The sequence below is a fragment of the Nocardia sp. NPDC049737 genome, assembly GCF_040674755.1.
Lineage (GTDB): Bacteria > Actinomycetota > Actinomycetes > Mycobacteriales > Mycobacteriaceae > Nocardia.
Map to the genome: position 1 here is coordinate 65589 of NZ_JBFANH010000032.1, position 20273 is coordinate 85861.

Here is a 20273-nt window from a genome sequence, read left to right on the forward strand (position 1 = left end):
CCGGTCCATTGCCCTCGCAGACTGGAACGATGAGGTCAGCATCGCGCGGCGATTCGATAAGGGACGGTGGTCGGGTGACGGGTGGGCCCGAGACCGCTGTAGTTCCGGACCACCTCGATGTCGTAATCGTCGGCGCCGGGTTATCCGGCGTCGGCGCAGCGTATCGGCTGCAGACCGAATGCCCGGGCAAAACCTATGCCGTGCTGGAGGCGCGCGAATCGCTGGGTGGGACGTGGGATCTGTTCCGCTACCCCGGAATTCGCTCGGATTCGGATATGTTCACCCTCGGCTATCCCTTCAAGCCGTGGCGGGACGCGAAGTCGATCGCCGACGGTCCGTCCATCCTGCGCTACGTCGAGGAGACGGCCGCGGAATTCGGCATCGACCGGCACATCCGCTACGGCACCAAGGTGGTCGGGGCCGACTGGTCCACCGCATCAGCGCGCTGGACGCTCACCCTCGAGCAGCGCGACACTGCCGGTAGCACCACACAACGCATGCTGACCTGCAATTTCCTATATGTCTGCGCCGGGTACTACAACTACGACCAGGGCCACTCCCCGGATTTTCCGGGCATCGACTCCTTCGCCGGACAGGTCGTGCATCCACAGTTCTGGCCCGAGGATCTCGACTACGCGGGCAAACGTGTCGTGGTCATCGGCAGTGGTGCGACGGCGGTCACGCTGGTGCCCGCCATGGCCGACCAGGCCGAATCGGTGACGATGCTGCAGCGCTCGCCGACCTGGATCAGTGCCGTTCCCGGCCGGGACAAGCAGGCCGACAAGATCCGCGAGTTGCTGCCGCCGCAGCTGGCGCACCGCGTGATCCGCACCAAAAACATCCTGTTCAGCATTGGTTTCTATCAGTACTGCCGTCGACGTCCGGAGGCCGCGCGCAAACTGCTCACCGGTCTGACTGCGCGAATCCTGAAGGACCGGCAGGTCGTTGCCGAGCACTTCACACCCGAGTACGACCCGTGGGATCAGCGGCTGTGCGCCGTACCCGATGCCGATTTCTTCAAGGCGATGAAGAAGGGTAAGGCACAGGTCGTCACCGATCACATCGAAACCTTTGGGCCCGAGGGGATTCGGTTGAAGTCCGGTCGAATCCTGGAGGCGGACATCGTGGTTACCGCGACCGGACTGCAGTTGCTGGCCTTCGGCGGCATCGCGCCGCGGGTCGACGGCGAGACGGTGAACCTCTCGGAGCAATTCGTCTGGCAGGGTGCGATGCTCACCGGCGTACCGAATTTCGCGGTCTGCATCGGCTACACGAATGCCTCATGGACGTTGCGTGCCGACCTGACCTCACGGTTGGTCTGCAAGGTGATTAACCACCTGGACCGCAATGATTACGCGGCCGTGGTGCCGAAGCCGGAGGGCAAGCTCGATGAGCGCCCGCTGCTCGATCTGGCCTCCGGCTATATTCAGCGCTCGATCGGCGACTTCCCGCGGCAGGGGGATCGGCACCCGTGGAAGGTGCGGCAGAACTATCTGCTCGACTCGGCCACGACCATGCGCACCAGTTTGCACAAGACGCTGGCTGCGACCCGGCGCTCGGCCGTCCGTCACGCCGATCTCCCGGTTGCCCGCTGAACCGTCGCATTTTCAGTGGTGACCCGCACAACGTGCACCCTGGGTGGGGTCGTCACGCGGTGTGCGTCACTGAGGCTTGTGTCCAGTCGATCCGGTAGTCGTACATCCAATTCAGTGGGGCGACACCGGCTTTGGCGGCCTTGCGTAGGAAGTAGGGAGTGAGCAGGCGAACCAGCAGGCGTGCGAGTCCGTTCGATGCCTTGTCGCTGGTGGTTTCCGCGCCATAGGCGACCACCTTCTCGACGCGTTCCCGGCGGCGGTTCTCGAAGGCAGCCAAGGCCGCCGGGGTATCCGGTATATCGCGCAGGCAGATCGCCAGCGTCACGGCATCTTCCACCGCCATGGACACGCCCTGACCGGAGGAGGACGCCACGGCGTGCGCGGCATCGCCGACGATGACCATATTGTCGTTGTGCCACTTGTCGACCGTCGGCATGTCGTACTGGTTGAAGGCGGGGACGAATGTGTCATCCATTGTGGCGGCGACGATCCGGGCGGCCGGGCCGCGGTCCGCCGACAGCAATTCGACGAGTTGCGCACGCCAGTCCACCGAATCCGCCATTGAAAGCTCCTGTGTCCGAGGCATATTAGCGAACCACCAGATTTCGCCGTCCGGTGCGACGAAATAGCCGAAGAACGCCTTCTTGCCGAAGATCATGCTGTACACACCGGGCCGCAACCCGAGCTCGCTGTGCAGCGCCCGGTCGGTCACGAATCCGCCGAGCCCGTAGATGCCGAGGAAGTGCGCCTTCGGTGCGGACGGGTCGATGATTTCTCTTGTGCGGGAACGGATTCCATCGGCACCGATCAGTACATCGGCATCCATGGTGGTGCCGTCGGCGAAGGTCGCACGGACGCCCTCTTCCGTCGATGTCGCGTCCACCAGTAGCTTGTTGTACTCGAACCGCACTCCGCGCCGCGTCGCCTCGGCATTCAGCGCTCGATACATATCGCGCCGCTTGATGCTGTGCGTGACGGTGCCGTCGGGCAATGTGCCGCCGATCGGCATATCGGTGATGTGCTTGCCCCCGCTGGTCGCGAACGACAACGTGGCGGTCGGGTGCCCGATCTCGGTCACCACGTGATGTGCGTCCAGCAATGCCAGCGCCGACAATCCGTTGACCGCCACCGTCAGATACGCGCCGATCTGCTCGGCTGCCGCCTCCCCGTATGCCTCGCACACAATCGGCTCCAGCCCCGCCTGCCGCAATGCCATCGCGGTGACCGGTCCGGCGATCCCGCCGCCGATGATCAGCGCCCTCTTCATGATGTCTCCTGACTTGGCTCTGCTGTATCTTGATTATCAAGACATCATTAGTTTGACAATCGAGAGGCTTGAATGTCAAGAGAAAAGTCGGAGCTGGCAGAATTGCGTGCCGAGGTCGGCCGCGAAGCGCAGGCGCTACAGGCCGCGGTCGATGACGTGGACCAGGCCGCCGCGACCAATCTCGGCGTCAACCGCACCGATCTGCGCTGTCTGGAAATCCTGTGGCACGGCGAATCCACCCCCGGCGCTCTCGCCGCCGAACTGGGGTTGACCAGCGGCAGCGTGACCACCATGCTGGACCGCCTTGCCAAACTCGACTACGTCGTCCGGCATCCCGAACCGGGAGACCGTCGCAAGGTCGTCATCCGCATTACCGATACGGCGATGGCCAAGGTCATGCGGATCTATGGGCCGATCGCCGAGGAGGGGGCCGGCGAGGTATCGCGCTACAGCGCAGCGGAATTGCGCCTCGTTCTCGACTATCTGCGTCGCTCGCGCGAGCTGCAGCAGCGCCACCGCAGCCGGATAACGGAGCTCTGAAATACCTTCCGAAAGTCGGTGCTCGTGGCGACAGCTGACATGATCACCCCATGATCGAATTGCGTAACGCACGGTGGGCAGTGGCAATGGCGGCGGGCGCGGTGCTCGTGGCTGGCTGTAGCAGCAGCAAGGACGACTCGGCGGATCACTGGAATTCCGCGGCGCCCAGCACACCTCGCGAACAGTTGGTGCTTACCCAGGAGGAATTCCCCGCGGGCACCAAGAAACTCGACCTGCCGCCGGAGCAGCTGCAGTCGACGGTCGGCGACCTCACCGCGACCCAGCAGAATGCCACCTTCACACCGGCGGAATGCGGTTCCACGCAGCAGGATCTCGGCGCGGCGACCAAGGAACTGCTCGCGCAGTCATCCATCTCCGCGGCGACCGGTAAGTCGGGTCAAATCTTTGTCGAATTCGTCTCCGGGCGCACCGGCGATCTGCAGCGGATCGCCGACGGCAATAAGCGCTGCGGTTCGGTCGAGGTGGTCGCCAACTACGACGGCCATCAGGTCAGCGCGACCGAGCGTGTCACGGATCAGCCTGTGCCCCAGGAACTGAAGGGCGCGAACGCAATCGCCTACCACGCGACCAGCACCGCGAAGACGGATGCCAGCGACCAGCCGTTGACCCAGAACGCATACCTGGGTTACGCCGAAGTTCGGGGCATTACGGTCGCGGTTCGCGTTGCCGCGCTGGATGATTCGCTCGACCAGGCGGCATTCGACCAGTTCTTCGTCGCCGCGGTGCAGAAGGTGGTGAAGGCGGCCTAGCCTACTTGCGGACAACCAGTTCCAACGCGATATTGTCCGGATCCCGGAACTCGAGGATATAGCTGACCCCGATGTCCTTGATATCTTCACGCGCGACCCCGCAGGCATCGAGATGTGCTGCGGCAGCTTTCAATTCGGCCAGTGAGTTCAGCGGAAACGCGAGATGATCGAGCCCGACCCGGTCTTCGTCGAACCTGTCGGTGCCGACCGGCCGCAACCCGATCATCCCGTGCTCCATCCGATAGATCACTCCACCGAAGAGGAACCCGAGCCGCTCCCGCGTCGCCTCGTCTGCATCGGCGGGTACCTCCAGCGCAACGGGCCATCCGAACACCTTCTCGTAGAACGCTCGCGACCGATCGATATCGCAAACGGTCAGTCGTACATGGGCAATGGCGCTAGTGGCAATCGGCATATGCCCATGCTCGCACCCGCTTCCGATTACCCGCCGGTTAACCCCTCCCACCTGCCGTTTAGGTAAGCGTCGCCGCATGCTGTAGCGTTATCCCTACCGACGCGGGGTGGAGCAGCTCGGTAGCTCGCTGGGCTCATAACCCAGAGGTCGCAGGTTCAAATCCTGTCCCCGCTACAAAGGGAAATGGCCCGGAACACTTTGTTCCGGGCCATTTTCCGTTTCCGCCTCCGAGTAAGGGTTCGCGTGGACATCGCCCAGTAGATAATCCACGCCGCTGACCAGTGTGGCGTGGTCCATCCAGGGTGGCGCATGTCCACTTGGGCGGGTGCCGGCAAATCCTGGGTTTGTTCAACCTTGGATTTGTTTTTCGATTCAGCAGACAGCATCTTCGGCATAGGTCTCGGCCGTGGCAAACGATAAGCACGCGGAGTGGTCTGGCTTCCCATGTTTGGAAAATTCTCTCGGCCGAGGTCTGCTATTTCTGGTGTAGCGACGCCATGAGGAGACCAATGCTTTACACCGCACAATCCCACCGGGGCCGACTGGTGATCACCGCCTCGATCGAGCCGGTGGCTCGTCCTCGGTCGCGGTAACCATTGGGAAGCTACTGGCCGGTTGACAAGGTCAAGAGCGCCAAATTACTGTTCAGTACGATGAATCGTGTTCTACTGGTCGAAAATCTCAGGGATCATTGCGCTGATCCACATCGCTGTCGCGTAGGTGCCATGCGTGCACCTAGCGGCGGATATTTCGGGCACCACGCGTTCTTATGTGCGCCTAGGCCCTCTGGTGTGCTCACGTAGCGCTCCAGTCCCCAGCATTATTTGCTGATAATTTGCTCTACTGTGTCCGGCGGCACACCATGTCCAGCCTGGCCTAGCCTGCGCCATCTCCTCGCCGGCCCCAAGTCGCTTGCGGAAGACGCTCCGCATCTCCTGGGCTCTTCGCTGAGCCTCGACCGCGTCGAAACCGTTATGTCCGGAGCAGGAATCGTCTGATTCCTTTGCTGCGGACAACAAACACACTCGCCAAGGTTTTAGGGCGGGTCCCAGCTGCCTTGGGAAGGATGTTCAGAGGTGACCGGATCGGCGTTCGAGGTCGCTATCGTCGGCATGTCCTGCAGACTGCCGGGGGCGGCCGATCTCGACAGTTACTGGCAGTTGCTCAGCGAGGGGCGCGCCGCGATCGGCGCAGCTCCCCGGGGTCGGGAGAGCATCACCGAGCGCGCCGGATTCGTCGATACCGTAGGGGAGTTCGACGCGGACTTCTTCGGAGTCTCGCCCAACGAGGCGCGGGCAACCGACCCGCGGCAGCTGCTGGCACTGGAGTTGAGCTGGGAGGCGCTCGAGGACGCTGGCCTGGCCGCCACGGCACGCGATGCCCGGCGGTGCGGTGTGTTCCTCGGCTGCACCGGAACCGATATCGCCGAAATCGCGAACCCCGTCTCGAACTACTTCGGGTTCAGCGGCCCGAGCATCCTGGTCGACAGCGCCCAGGCGTCCGCGCTGGTCGCTGTTCATCTGGCATGTGAGAGCCTGCGCAGCGGCGAGAGCGACATGGCCCTGGCCGGTGGACTGAACCTGGCGCTGGCCGACGGATTCGTGCGCGGCGAGGGCGGCGGCATTGTGGCGCTGAAACCCTTGGCGCAGGCGGTCGCCGACGGCGACCGGGTTCATGCCGTGATCTGCGGAAGTTCGGTCGACACGGGCAACGAACGCCGCGAGCTGAGCGCACCGAGTCGCGATGCGCGGGCGGCGGCGATTCGCGCCGCTCTGACCGCGGCAGGTTTCGAGGCGCCGTCGGTGCAGTACGCCGAATTGCACGGCATCGGAACACCCGCAGGTGATCCGATGGAAGCCGCCGCGCTCGGCGAGACCTATGGTGTGCGCCGGGTGCAGGAAGCGCCGCTGGCCATCGGATCGGTCGACGGGCATCTGGAAGGTGCTTCCGGTATCGCGGGCCTCATCAAGACCGTGCTCTGTCTGAGCCGCCGGGAACTGGTGGCCAGCCTGGACTTCGAGCCGCCGAATCCGCGGATTCGGCTCGCGGACTTGGGCTTACGGGTGGTGACGGGCACCGAGGACTGGCCCATGGCCGACGTACGCAGGGCAGCTGTGTTGTCGTTCGGTATGGGGGGATCCAACGCCCACGTGATCGTGGAGCAGGCGCCCGCCGTCGGGGCCGCCGCGTCCACGGTGGACAGCAAGGCCGCTGCGGTGCCGTGGGTGGTGTCGGCGCGCAGCGAGGACGGGGTACGTGCACAGGCCGCCCGGCTGCGGGAGTGGCTACTACGCCATCCGGAGCTGGATGTGGTCGATGTGGCGCATTCACTGCTGGCCATGCGAGCCCAAATGCAGTGGCGCGGAAGCGTTGTCGGGCGGGATCGGGCGGAGCTGCTGGACGGTTTGAAGGCCATGGCCGACCCGACCGCGCCCGCTATGGCGACCGAGCCGACAACCGGGCGGGCCGAGCAGCGGCGGGTCGCGTTCGTCTTCCCGGGGAATGGCAGCCAGTGGGAGGGGATGGCTCTCGGACTGCTGGATTCGGGTGGGGTTTTCGCGGAGTCGATCGCGGAATGTGGAGCGGCGCTTGCGCCCTACGTGGACTGGTCGCTGACGGCGGTGCTGCGTCGCGAGGTCGATGCCCCCTCGCTGGATCGCGTGGATGTGGTGCAGCCGGTGCTGTTCGCGGTGATGGTGTCACTGGCCCGGATGTGGCGGGCAGCCGGTGTGCAGCCGGACGTGGTGATCGGCCATTCCCACGGTGAGGTCGCCGCCGCGCACGTTGCCGGTGGACTGTCGCTGTCCGATGCGGCGCGTGTGGTGGCTCTCCGGTCCCGGGCGCTGGCCGATGAGCTGGCCGGGCAGGGTGGTATGGCCTCGATCGGACTCGGCTCGGATGCCGTCCGAGAACGTCTTTCGGCGTATGGCGACCGGCTGTCGTTGGGGGCGGTGAACGGACCGGCGCAAAGTGTGATCTCCGGTGACGTTTCGGCGGTGCAGGAATTCCTCGCCGACTGCGCCCGCGACGCTGTATGGGCCCGCCGGGTTCCGATCGATTACGCCTCGCATTCGAAGGCGATCGAGCGGATTCGCGATCGGCTGCTCGCGGAACTGGAACCGATCCGCCCGCAATCCGGGTCGGTGCCGTTCTTCTCCACGGTATCGGCCGACCGGTTGGATACGGCGGACCTGGACGCCGAATACTGGTATCGGTCGGAGCGGGAACCGATTCGATTCGCCGATGCCGTTACGGCGCTGATCGGGGACGGTATCACCGGCTTCATCGAGGTCGGCCCGCATCCGGTGCTCACGATGGGTATCGCCATGACCGCCGAGGCGGCAGGTGCGGCCGAGGACGTATCCGTTGTCGGCTCGTTGCGGCGCGGTGCGGACGGTCCGGAACAGTTCATCGTGTCGCTGGCACAGGCCTACTGCGCCGGTATGCCGGTGGATCCGCGCGCGCTGGTCTCCGGTGGGGCGCGGGTCGATCTGCCGCCATACGCGTTCCAGCGCCGTAACCTCTGGTCGGGTGCGCTGGTCACTTCCGGTGGCTTCCACGAAATTTCCGAGGGCCGAATTCCCGAAGACAGGGCGCGGACCGATGCGTGGGACGACAGCCCGCTGGCCCGCAAACTGCTGGCCGCCCCCGAATATCAGCGTGCCACAGTAGTTCTCGATATCGTTCGTGAGCATGCCGCCGCCGTACTAGGCCACGATTCGGCCCGATCAATTGACCCCGACCTGCCGTTCACCGAGTTCGGCATTGATTCGGTCAGCGGGGTGCGGCTGCGGGACCGGCTGATGCGGGCCACCGGTGTGCCGCTGCCCTCATCGCTCATCTTCGACCATCCGACCGCGAGTGCGGTCGCGACACTGTTGCGAGCCCGGGTCACCGGAAACGACCGGGGCAAGCACCGGGTATCACGGCGCGCGAGTACGGACGAACCGATCGCGATCGTCGGCATGGGCGCCCGATTCCCCGGTGGTGTGCGGTCCGCCGAGGACCTGTGGGACCTGCTGACCGCGGGCCGGGACGTGATCGGCGAATTCCCCACCGACCGGGGTTGGGACCTGGACGGGCTGTTCGACCCGGACCCCGACAAACCGGGCACGGTCTACACCCGCCACGGTGGATTCCTCAGCAGCGCAGGCGATTTCGACCCAGGCTTTTTCGGCATCAGCCCACGCGAAGCGTCGGCGATGGATCCGCAGCAGCGGTTGCTGCTGGAGACATCGTGGGAAGCCCTGGAAGACGCGGGTATCGACCCGACCTCGTTGCGGGGCAGCGATACCGGCGTATTCGCCGGTGCCTGCTCATCGGGTTACTCGCGGCGGGTGACCGGCGACCTGGAGGGCTTCCGGCTGACCGGCACTTCGCACAGCGTCATCTCGGGCCGTGTCGCGTACGTGTTCGGCCTGGAAGGTCCGGCGGTGACGGTGGATACCGCGTGCTCGTCGTCGCTGGTGGCATTGCACCTGGCGTGCCAGGCGCTGCGCCAGGGCGACAGCTCGCTGGCGCTCGCCGGTGGCGTGACGGTCGCGGCCAGCCCATATCTGTTCGTGGACTTCGCCCGCCAGCGCGGCCTGTCGCCGGACGGCCGCTGCAAGGCGTTCTCGGCTGCCGCCGACGGTGTGTCGTGGTCGGAGGGTTCGGGCATCCTTGTGCTGGAGCGGCTTTCGGATGCGCAGCGGCTCGGACACAACATCCTGGCCGTTATTCGCGGTAGTGCGGTGAACCAGGACGGCGCGAGCAACGGTCTGACCGCGCCGAACGGTCCGTCGCAGCAGCGGTTGATCGCGCATGCCCTCGCGAATGCGGGGATCTCGGCGGCCGATGTGGATGCCGTGGAGGCGCACGGGACCGGCACGCCCCTGGGTGACCCGATTGAAGCACAGGCCTTGATCGCGGCCTACGGGCAGACCCGTGGCGACCGGGAACCATTGCGGATCGGTTCCTTGAAATCGAATATCGGCCATACCGTGGCCGCCGCAGGTGTGGCCGGTGTGATCAAGATGGTGCAGGCCATGCGGCACGAGCGGCTGCCGCAGACACTGCACGCCGAAACACCGTCGCCGCATGTGGATTGGACCGCGGGCGCGGTGCGTCTGCTGACCGAAGCCGAACCGTGGATCGCCGGAGCTCGGACGCGCCGGGCGGGTGTGTCGTCGTTCGGGATCAGCGGCACCAACGCGCATGTGATCCTCGAAGAAGCGCCTGCCGCACCGGTAGCGGCCGCCGAGGAGGACACCGAAATCATCGTGCCGGTCACCCCGTTGCTGGTGTCGGGTAAGGGCGAGGCGGGTTTGCGTGCCCAGGCCGCCCGGTTGCGGGCGTGGTTGTCCGAGCGGCCGGAGATCGACATCGCGGATGCGGCCTATGCGCTGGCGACGTCGCGGGCACAGCTGGATTCGCGCAGTGTGGTCCTCGGTCGCGACCGGGGCGAGTTGCTCGTACGGTTGGCGGAGCTCGCCGAATCGGGTACCGGTACCGGTGTGATCCGCGGCGTCGTCGGTTCGGGGCAGACGGCATTCTTGTTCACCGGTCAGGGTGCACAGCGGATCGGTATGGGTGCGGGCTTGTACGAGGCGTTCCCGGTATTCGCGGACGCGTTGGATTCGGTGTGCGCCCAGTTCGATCCGGTATTGGAGTGCTCGCTCAAAGCGGTCATGTTCACCGGCGTCGCTGGTGGCGATACCGGTGTCGCGGTGCTGGATCGGACGGAGTTCACCCAGCCCGCGCTGTTCGCCTTCGAGGTGGCGCTGTATCGCTTGCTGGAGTCGTTCGGCGTCACCCCGAATGTGTTGATCGGCCATTCGATCGGAGAAGTCGCTGCCGCGTACCTCGCGGGCCTGTGGTCGCTCGAGGACGCGTGCCGGTTGGTGGCGGCGCGCGGACGTCTCATGGGTGGGTTGCCCGAGGGCGGAGCGATGCTGGCCATCGCGGCGTCCGAACCCGAAGTCAACGATGTTGTCGCCCGATACCCCGACCGAGTGTCGGTCGCCGCGGTGAACGCGCCGGCGGCTCTGGTGATCTCGGGTGACGAGGACGCAGTCGGCGAAATCGAGGCACGATTCGCCGAGCGTGGCGTGAAGACGTCACGGCTGCGGGTCAGCCATGCCTTCCACTCGCATCGGATGGAGCCGATGCTGGTCGAATTCGAGTCTGTCGTCAAGGATTTGACGTACCACCGGCTTCGCTTGCCGTTGGTTTCGAATGTGTCGGGTCGGCTTGCTGGTGACGAAGTGACCGAACCCGCCTACTGGGTTCGGCAGGTGCGGGCCGCGGTGCGATTCGCGCCGGGCATCGAGACGTTGATCGCCTCGGGTGTGCGTCGATTCCTGGAAGTGGGGCCCGACGCGGTGCTGGCGGCGATGACCCGGCAGACGCTTGCGGAGGACGCGGAGTCGACCTCGGTTGTGGCCGCGGCCGCGCGCCGGGATCACGATGAGCCCCAACAGTTCGCGATGATGCTGGCACACGCGCACACATCCGGGCTGCCGGTGGATTGGACGCCACTGCTGCGTCGCGGGGCGATACGACGAGTTCCCCTGCCCACGTACGCTTTCCAACACCAGCGCTTCTGGTTGCCGCCGCGCCCCGAAGTCACCGGCGACGCCCTTGCCCACCCGTTGCTCACCGGTGTGGTGCAGGTAGCCGGCACGGACGAGTTCGTTTTCACCGGCCGGTTCTCGCTGGCGACCCACCCGTGGGTCGCCGACCATATGACCTACGGCACCGTGGTGCTGCCGAGCGCGGCCCTCGTCGAGTTCCTGCTCGTCGCGGGCAGCAGCATAGATTGCGGCGTCGTGGAGGAGCTGACCCTGGAGGCTCCGATACCGCCGACGGAAGACGATGAGGTCGAACTCCAGGTGTCGGTGCGGGAGCCGGACCAGGCCGGGCGACGGCAGTTCAGCTTCTACTTCCGTCAGGGTGGTCGCCGAGCGGGCGAATGGGTGCGTAACGCCAGCGGTGTACTGGCGCCCTCGCCAGACGGCGATGACGCGCTGCTGGACCAGTTGCGGGACGAAACCTGGCCGCCGATCGACGCCGAAACTCTCGACCCGGCATGGATTCCCGAGCGGATCGCCACAGTATCCGGACTCGAGTACGGCCCGGCGTTGCTCGGTGTCGGCGCCGCATGGCAGCGGGGTGCGACCGTCTTCTCCGAGGTCACCCTGGATACGGCGGCCGCGCCCGAACCGGAGCGATTCGATCTGCATCCGGCGCTGCTCGACCTGGTGATGCACGCCGGGCTCGCTGGGCTCCTGTGGCGCGATCAGGACGGAGATCCGGACACCGGCCGGTTGCTGTTCCGCTGGGGCGGAGCGCGGCTGCACCGGCCGCTGGCCGAAGCGACGACGCTGCGGGTCATCGCCACGACGCGCGGACCGGAGACGATTTCCCTTGCGGCCACTGATGATTCGGGACGGCCCGTGGTGTCCGTCGACGCGGTCGTCATGCGGCCCTATGACGTGAAACAGCTGCGCGGCACCCTGGCCGGGGATGTCGCCGACCTCTACGAGGTCCAGTGGACGCCCGCGTCGGCAGCGACACCGGGTGTGTCCGCGGACCGGATGGCCGTACTCGGTTCGGAACCGGTTGCCGGAATCGGCACCTGCTATCCAAGCCCCTCGGAACTCGCTGCGGCACAAGAGATTCCAGATGTCGTAATCTGGCATCCGCAGGACAGCGCCGCGGCCGACGATCCGGCGATCGTTCGCGAGTACCTGGAAATGGTGTTGGCGACGGTGCAGTCCTGGCTGGCAGCGGATCGTCTGGCCGACACGCGGCTGCTCGTGGTTACCGCGAACGGTGCCGCGCTGCCGGGCGAGGCACCAGGTCTCGCCGCGGCGGCCGTCTGGGGCCTGATTCGCAGCGCCCAATCCGAATATCCGGGCCGGTTCATTCTCCTCGACTCCGACCCGTCGGCAGTTGCGCCCATGGATGACTCGACACTCGTCGGTGCGGTGCTCGTGGCGGGCGAACCACAGGCCGCGGTGCGCGCCGGAGCATTGCTCGTGCCCAGACTGGTGCGAGCGCGAGCGGAGCACGATGCCGACCCGTCGCCCGACCAGCACCCCTCATCGACTCGCTCCGCGACGCCGTCGTTCGGCGCGGGCACCGTCCTGATCACCGGTGGCACCGGTGGCCTCGGCGCACTGGTGGCTCGACATCTGGTCACCGCGCACGGGGTCCGCCACCTGCTGCTGGTGTCCAGGCGTGGTGAAACTGCCAGCGGCGCAAAAGAACTGGTTACCGAGCTGTCGGCATCCGGCGCCGCTGTCGCGGTGGCGGCCTGCGATGTGGGCGATCGAGAAGCCCTCCGTTCCCTGCTCGATTCGATAGCGGTCGAGAATCCGCTGACCGGCGTGGTCCATGCGGCCGGTGTCCTCGACGATGGCACCCTCGCGGGCCTGACCACCGCGCAACTGCGGCGGGTGTTCAGCTCGAAGGCCGCGGCGGCATGGCACCTGCACGAACTCACTCGCGACCGCGCCCTGTCGGCCTTCGTGCTGTTCTCGTCTATCGCGGCAACGATCGGATCGGCGGGACAGGGCAACTACGCGGCAGCCAATGCCTTCCTCGACGCGCTGGCGCACCGTCGCCGTGCCGACGGGTTGCCCGCGATCTCATTGGGCTGGGGGCCTTGGAACTCCGCTGGCGGCATGACCGGTGGCTTGGACCGCAGCGCCGTCGCCCGCTGGGAAAGGCTCGGTCTCCACGCACTCGGGAACGACGAAGGTCTGCGGCTGTTCGATGCGGCCACCGGTCGCGCCGCCGCGCACTTGGCGGCGATTCGGTTCGACCCGGCCGAGCTGCGGCGCGAAGCGGGCACCGGTGCGGTGCCCACGGTGCTGCGCGGTTTCCTGCCCCGCACCACGAACCGGACCGCCGCCGCGTCGAGTTCACTGGCCACACGACTGAGCCGGGTACCGCGGGCCCAACGCGCCGAGGTGGTGCTCGACCTGGTTCGGGAGCACGCGGCGGCCGTGCTCGGACACGGTTCCGCCGAAGACATCGGCCCCGACGAGCGATTCGACGCACTGGGATTCGACTCGCTCGGCGGCGTCGAATTCCGCAACCGGCTGGCGCAGGCCAGCGGTGTCCAGTTGCCGTCCACCCTGGTCTTCGACCACCCCACCGCCGCGGCTGTCGCCACCCTGCTGCACTCCACGATCGAGGGAACGGATTCCGGTTCCAGGACGGCACCGGTTTCGCGCCGCGTGCGCGTGGACGAACCCATCGCGATCGTGGGCATGGCCTGCCGGTTCCCCGGCGGCGTCGAATCGCCGGATGCGCTGTGGGACCTGGTTGTTTCCGGCCGGGATGCGACCGGGGAGTTCCCGGCGGATCGTGGCTGGGATCTGGAGCGGCTGTTCGATCCGGATCCGGACAAGCCGGGGACGGTCTATACCCGTCGCGGTGGATTCCTTTATGACGCAGGTGATTTCGATCCGGGCTTCTTCGGGATCGGCCCGCGCGAGGCGACGGCGATGGATCCGCAGCAGCGGTTGCTGCTCGAGGTGTCCTGGGAAGCGCTCGAGCACGCGGGAATCGACCCGACGTCGTTGCGCGGCAGCGACACCGGTGTCTACACGGGCGTGATGTACCAGGACTACGAGGCCGTGACGGGTAAGGCCGGGCCCGAGGTCGAAGGGTATGTCCTGACCGGCGGCCTGGGGAGCGTGGCTTCCGGGCGGGTGGCCTATGCGCTGGGTCTGGAGGGCCCGGCGATGACGGTGGATACCGCCTGCTCGTCGTCGCTGGTGGCGCTGCATCTGGCCTGCCAGGCGCTGCGTCAGGGGGAGAGTTCGCTGGCCTTGGTCGGTGGCGCGACGGTAATGGCGACACCGATGGTGTTCCAGGAGTTTTCGCGGCAGCGTGGTTTGGCCACAGACGGCCGGTGCAAGTCGTTCTCGGCCGCGGCCGATGGTGTCGCGTGGTCCGAGGGTGCGGCGGTGCTGATCGTGGAGCGCCTGTCGGATGCACGTCGGCTGGGCCACGACGTATTAGCCGTAGTGCGTGGCAGTGCGATTAATCAGGACGGCGCGAGCAATGGCTTGACGGCGCCGAATGGCCCGTCGCAGCAGCGGGTGATCGCGGCGGCGCTGGCGAATGCCGGGTTGAATCCGCGCGACGTGGATGTGGTGGAGGCGCACGGTACTGGAACGGCGCTGGGCGACCCGATCGAGGCGCAGGCGCTGATCGCCACCTACGGGCAGGACCGTGCGGGAGAACCGCTGCGTCTTGGTTCGCTCAAGTCGAATATCGGTCACGCGCAGGCGGCGGCGGGTGTGGGCGGTGTGATCAAGATGGTGCAGGCGTTGCGGCACCGAACTCTGCCGACGACATTGCACGCGCGGGAGCCGAGCCCGCACGTGGACTGGTCTGCGGGCGATGTCCAGCTGTTGACCGAGGCGCAGGCGTGGCCGGTCGGCGACAGGGTGCGCCGGGCCGGGGTGTCGTCGTTCGGGATCAGTGGCACCAATGCGCACGTGATTATCGAAGAAGCACCGGCCCAGGCGGTTTCGACGCCTGAGCGTGGTGCGGCCGGGCCGGACATCGATGTCGCCGTGGTGCCGTGGACGGTGTCGGGCAAGTCGCAGGAGGGTCTGCGGACGCAGGCCGAGCGGTTGCGGGCGTGGTTGGCCGATCGCCCGGAGCTCGACATCTGGTCGGCGGCACGGTCATTGGTGGACTCGCGAGCATTGCTGGACCGACGGGCGGTCGTCGTCGGCCGGGATCGGGACGAGCTGCTGGTGGGTCTGGCGGATGTGGCGGCGGGTTCGCCGGGCACGATCGCGGGGACGGCGGGTTCGGGGAAGACGGCCTTCCTGTTCACCGGGCAGGGTGCGCAGCAGGCTGGGATGGGCGCGGGCCTGTACAAGTCGTTCCCGGTGTTCGCGGCGGCCTTGGACGAGGTTTGCGCGCAGGTCGATCCGCTGCTGGGCCGATCGCTGAAAGCTCTCATGTTCGCCGGTACCGAGAGCGTGTTGGATCGGACCGAGTTCACCCAGCCAGCGTTGTTCGCGTTCGAGGTGGCGTTGTTCCGTCTGATCGAATCATTCGGTGTCACACCGGATCTGCTGATCGGGCATTCGATCGGGGAGTTGACCGCGGCGTACGTGGCGGGGGTGTGGTCGCTCGAGGATGCGTGTGCGCTCGTTGTGGCGCGCGGTCGCTTGATGGGGGCCTTGCCGGAGGGCGGTGCCATGCTCGCGGTCGCGGTCCCGGAGGACGACGCGGTGCAGGTGCTCGCCGGGTATGACGGGCGGGTGTCGTTGGCGGCGGTGAACGGTCCGTCGTCGGTGGTGCTGTCCGGGGATGCGTCCGCGATCGACGAACTCGCTGATCGGTTCGCCAGGCAGGAGGTGAAAACCTCCCGGCTGCGAGTGAGTCACGCGTTCCACTCGGTATTGATGGAGCCGATGCTCGACGAGTTCCGTTCGGTCGCCGCGGGATTGACGTATCGGGAGCCGTTGTTGCCGATCGTGTCGAACGTTTCGGCGGTCGTGGTCGCTGCTGAGCTGACCGATCCCGAGTACTGGGTCGAGCAGCTGCGGGGATGCGTCCGGTTCGCGCCGGGCATCGACACCCTGGTCGAGGCGGGTGCGCGGCGATTCGTGGAGATCGGACCGGATGCTGTGCTGGCCTTCATGACTCAGCAATGCCTGGTCGAAACCCCCGCTGTCGAAGCCAAATCGACAGTGGTCGCGGCCGCCCGACGCTCGGTGGACGAGCCGACGCAGTTCGTGACCGCGCTGGCACAGGCCGCCGTCGTCGGCGTAGGGGTGGACTGGACGCCGCTGTATGCGGGCCGCTCCACGCATCGGATGACGTTGCCTACCTATGCGTTCCAGCATCGACGCTACTGGGCGCGGCCGGTCGACGCGCCGGACCTATGGCAATCGGGCCTGGACGATGCGGGGCATCCGCTGTTGGGCGCGATGCTGCGGTTGCCGGACTCCGAGGATGTGGTGTTCACCGGGAGGCTGTCGCGAGCCGGTCATCCTTGGCTGGCCGATCATGCTGTCACCGGGGTGGTGTTGCTGCCCGGTGCCGCGCTCGTGGAGCTGGCCCTGCACGTGGGAGCAGTGGTGGACTGCCCGCGACTGGCGGAGTTGGTGATCGAGGCGCCCCTGCCGATACCGCCCACCGGGGTTGTCGACTTGCGGGTCGTAGCGGGCGGACCGGATGACACCGGCGCACGGACGGTGTCGATGTACTCGCGGTCGAACGGCGACGCTTCAGGCTCGCCGAACGATGCTGCGGGACAATGGATTCGCCACGCTGTCGCAACGGTCACAGTCGGATCGGACACGCCCCCGGTGGAATCGGGTCCGGTGAGCTGGCCGCCGGCAGAGGCGACGGCGATAGCGATCGATCACGCCTACGCGGATCTGGCCGGGCGGGGCTATGAGTACGGACCGGCGTTCCGCGGACTGACCGCCCTGTGGGCGCACGACGGTGAGGTGTTCGCCGAGGTCGTACTGCCGGAGTCCGCACGATCGGACGGCTCGGCCTTCGGTGTGCATCCGGCATTGTTGGATGCCGCGCTGCACGCGGTCCTGCTCGGTGGGCTGGTTCCCGACACCCGGGCCGGTGCGATCGCGGTCCCGTTCTCGTGGGAGAACATCGCCTTGTATGCGACCGGCGCGACCACGGTGCGGGTCCGTGCTGCCGCGACCGGGTCCGGGACTGGGGGTGAGCGGATCACCGTAACCCTGGCCGACCCGGCGGGCATGGCCGTGGCCGACATCGGTGCACTGACGCTGCGGACATTGTCCACCGATGCGCTCGGTTCGGCGCACCGTCGCACCGACGGCGTCGGCTACGAGCTGAACTGGGTCGCGCTACCCGAGCCTGCGGGTGCGCTCACCGCCGCCGCCTGGAGTCCCGCCGATGACGGTGAGACCGCGACGATCGCGGGCCGGGACGCGACGGTGTTGCGACTCGACGATCGGCGATGGAATGAGCTGTCGCGCACCGGCTCTCCGGCCGTCGACGGCAAGCTTCCGGTGGCAGTGCGGGATTTGGTCACCGACCTCGCGGCGCAGGTGCGGCGGCTGCTGACGCAGGACCGGCTCATCGTCGTGGTGACCCGGCAGGCGGTCGCGGTACATCCCCACGAGCCAGTGGACCTGTCGACGGCAGCCGTGTGGGGTCTGCTGCGGACCGCACAGAGTGAGAACCCCGACCGGATCATCCTCGTCGATGTCGAAGACTGGCCGGACTATCGGCCCGCTGTGGCCATGGCCTCGGCTGCGGGCGAGGAACCCCAGCTGGCCCTGCGGCACGGAAAGGCATACGTGCCGCGCCTGAACCGCGGTGATCCGAACGCTCTCGACCTCGCGTCGCGAAATACCAAGGCATGGGCGCTGACTCTGCGCGACAAGGGCACATTGACCGCGGACAACTTCACCTTCAGCGACCATCCGACCGCATTGGAACCACTTGCGGCAGGACAGGTCCGGGTGAGTATGCGGTCGGTCGGCCTCAACTTCCGGGATGTACTGATGGCGCTCGGCACCTACCCCGACAAGGCTGGCCGGCCCGGCGGCGAGGGAGCCGGTGTCGTGTTGGAGGTCGCACCGGATGTGACCGAATTCGCACCTGGCGACCGGGTTTTCGGGTTGATCCCGGGTGTCGGATCGGTGGCGATGGTCGATCGCCGACTTCTCGCGCCGATGCCGCGTGGTTGGTCGTTCACTCAGGCCGCGGCGATTCCGATCGTCTACGCGACCGCCTACTACGGCCTGGTCGACCTGGCCGATGCGCAACCTGGCGAGACGCTGCTGCTGCATGCGGCGACCGGTGGTGTCGGGCTGGCGGCCGTGCAACTCGCGCGGCACCTGGGCCTGCGGTTATTGGTCACCGCCAGTGAGCCCAAGTGGAATGTGTTGCGCGATTCGGGGTTCGACGACGCTGAAATCGGCAACTCGCGCACCTTGGATTTCGAGCAGAAGTTCCTCGACGCCACCGACGGTCGCGGTGTCGACATCGTATTGGATTCGCTGGCAGGCGAATTCGTGGACGCGTCATTGCGACTGCTGCCGCGCGGTGGCCGGTTCGTCGAGATGGGCATGCTGGACCGGCGTGATCCGGTCGAGGTGGCCGCCGCGCATCCGGGGGTCGACTACCACAGCTTCATGCTGATGGAGGTGGGTCCCGATCGGCTGCACGAGATTCTGACCACGCTGGTCGAGCTTTTCGAGGCCGGCACTCTGGCGCCGTATCCGACTGTCGCGTGGGATATGCGGCAAGCGCCGCAGGCCTACCGGTACCTGAGTCAGGCCCGGCATATCGGCAAGAATGTGCTCACCGTGCCGGTGCCATTGCGGCCCGAGGGCACTGTTCTCATCACCGGCGGCACCGGAGGATTGGGCGCGGTGGCCGCACGACACCTGATCACCGTCCATGGTGTGCGCAGGCTGGTGTTGGCGGGTAGGCGCGGTCCCCAAGCCCCCGGCGCGGCCGAACTCGCCGCCGAGCTGACCGCGCTCGGTGCGCATGTGGACGTGGTCGCGTGCGACGCGGCCGATCGAGCCGCACTGGACGCGGTGTTGGCGGCCATACCGTCGCAGCATCCGTTGACCGCTGTCGTGCATGCGGCGGGTGTGCTTGCCGACGGTCTGCTCGCCACCATGACGCCGGAGCAGATCGCGAAAGTGTTGCGGCCCAAGGTGAATGCGGCCTGGAATCTGCACGAGGCGACCAAGGACCTGGATCTGTCGGCGTTCGTGCTTTACTCCTCGATCGCGGGCTTGATCGGCAATCCGGGCCAGGCGAATTATGCGGCCGCCAATGTCTTCCTCGATGCGCTCGCGCAACACCGGCAGGTGACCGGTCTGCCCGCGACGTCGGTGGTATGGGGGCCATGGGAGCAGAGCGGCGGTATGACCAGCACGCTCGGCGCGGCCGACGTCGCCCGTTTGCGGCGCGAAGGTCTCCTTCCGCTGGGCGACGAGGACGGCATGGAATTGTTCGACGCCGCACTGGCGGGCGGGCAGTCGGCGTTCGTGGCGGTCCGGATCGACCGGACCGCCCTCGGCGAGGCACATCCCGGTGATGTGCGCGCGGTCATGCGTGGCTTGTCGCGGCCAGCGCGCCGCCGGGTGGTCGATACGACGAGCGCACCGTCGGCGGCATCGAGTGGCTCCGTGTCTTGGTCGACGCAACTGCTCGGCCGCTCGACCGCCGAACAGGAACGCGTCATCCTCGACGTGATCCGGGCCCAGGCCGCGGCCGTGCTGGGACACACCAGTGCGGACTCGACCCCGCCGGACAAGCCGTTCAGCGATATCGGGTTCGACTCGCTCGGCGTGATGGAATTCCGCAACCGGCTGAAGTCGGCTGTCGGCGTGCAGTTGTCCGCGACCGCGATGTTCGACTATCCCACCCCGGAGGCGCTGGCCGGTTTCCTCCGGCAGGAGATCGTTTCGGTCGACGACCCCGCGGAACGTATCGCGGCCGAGATCGAGTCGCTGGCGCGCAGTTGCGCCACGGCCGAGCTGTCGGCTGTGGACCGGTCGGATATCGCGAGCAGATTGACCGCACTGTTGCGTGAGCTCGAAGGCAAGGACACCGACGGATTCGACCTGGATGGCGGCGCCGACAGTCTCGAATCCGCGGACGACCGCGAGCTGTTCGAATTCATCGACCAAATCAGTTGAAGCAAGTTC

Annotated in this window: 6 protein-coding genes and 1 tRNA gene; 5 read left to right on the forward strand and 2 right to left on the reverse strand. The window is 66.7% G+C overall.

The window, feature by feature from the left end:
• Positions 1 to 29: 29 nt before the first annotated feature.
• The gene (locus AB0J47_RS34200; RefSeq protein WP_364355821.1) at positions 30 to 1595 is read left to right on the forward strand and encodes an NAD(P)/FAD-dependent oxidoreductase; all 1566 of its coding nucleotides are present in this window, start codon (positions 30 to 32) and stop codon (positions 1593 to 1595) included.
• Between the two features lie 52 nt (positions 1596 to 1647).
• On the opposite strand, the gene AB0J47_RS34205 is transcribed toward AB0J47_RS34200, so the two are convergent.
• On the reverse strand, positions 1648 to 2862 hold the full coding sequence (locus AB0J47_RS34205) for an FAD-dependent monooxygenase (protein ID WP_364355824.1): 1215 nt from the start codon (positions 2860 to 2862) through the stop codon (positions 1648 to 1650).
• A gap of 72 nt (positions 2863 to 2934) precedes the next feature.
• Between AB0J47_RS34205 and AB0J47_RS34210 the strand changes: the two genes are divergently transcribed.
• Together AB0J47_RS34210 and AB0J47_RS34215 are read left to right on the forward strand one after the other, a co-directional pair.
• The gene (locus AB0J47_RS34210) at positions 2935 to 3402 is read left to right on the forward strand and encodes a MarR family transcriptional regulator (RefSeq protein ID WP_364355827.1); all 468 of its coding nucleotides are present in this window, start codon (positions 2935 to 2937) and stop codon (positions 3400 to 3402) included.
• A 50-nt stretch (positions 3403 to 3452) separates the two neighbouring features.
• Positions 3453 to 4172 (forward strand): hypothetical protein, encoded by a 720-nt coding sequence (locus AB0J47_RS34215; protein ID WP_364355830.1) that lies wholly within the window; start codon positions 3453 to 3455, stop codon positions 4170 to 4172.
• Position 4173: 1 nt separating this feature from the next.
• On the opposite strand, the gene AB0J47_RS34220 is transcribed toward AB0J47_RS34215, so the two are convergent.
• Positions 4174 to 4587 (reverse strand): VOC family protein, encoded by a 414-nt coding sequence (locus AB0J47_RS34220; protein WP_364355833.1) that lies wholly within the window; start codon positions 4585 to 4587, stop codon positions 4174 to 4176.
• A 100-nt stretch (positions 4588 to 4687) separates the two neighbouring features.
• Between AB0J47_RS34220 and AB0J47_RS34225 the strand changes: the two genes are divergently transcribed.
• Together AB0J47_RS34225 and AB0J47_RS34230 are read left to right on the forward strand one after the other, a co-directional pair.
• A tRNA-Met gene (locus tag AB0J47_RS34225) sits at positions 4688 to 4761 on the forward strand.
• A gap of 902 nt (positions 4762 to 5663) precedes the next feature.
• Entirely contained in the window at positions 5664 to 20264 is a 14601-nt protein-coding gene (locus AB0J47_RS34230) for an SDR family NAD(P)-dependent oxidoreductase (protein WP_364355836.1), read from the forward strand.
• The last annotated feature ends 9 nt before the right edge of the window (positions 20265 to 20273 follow it).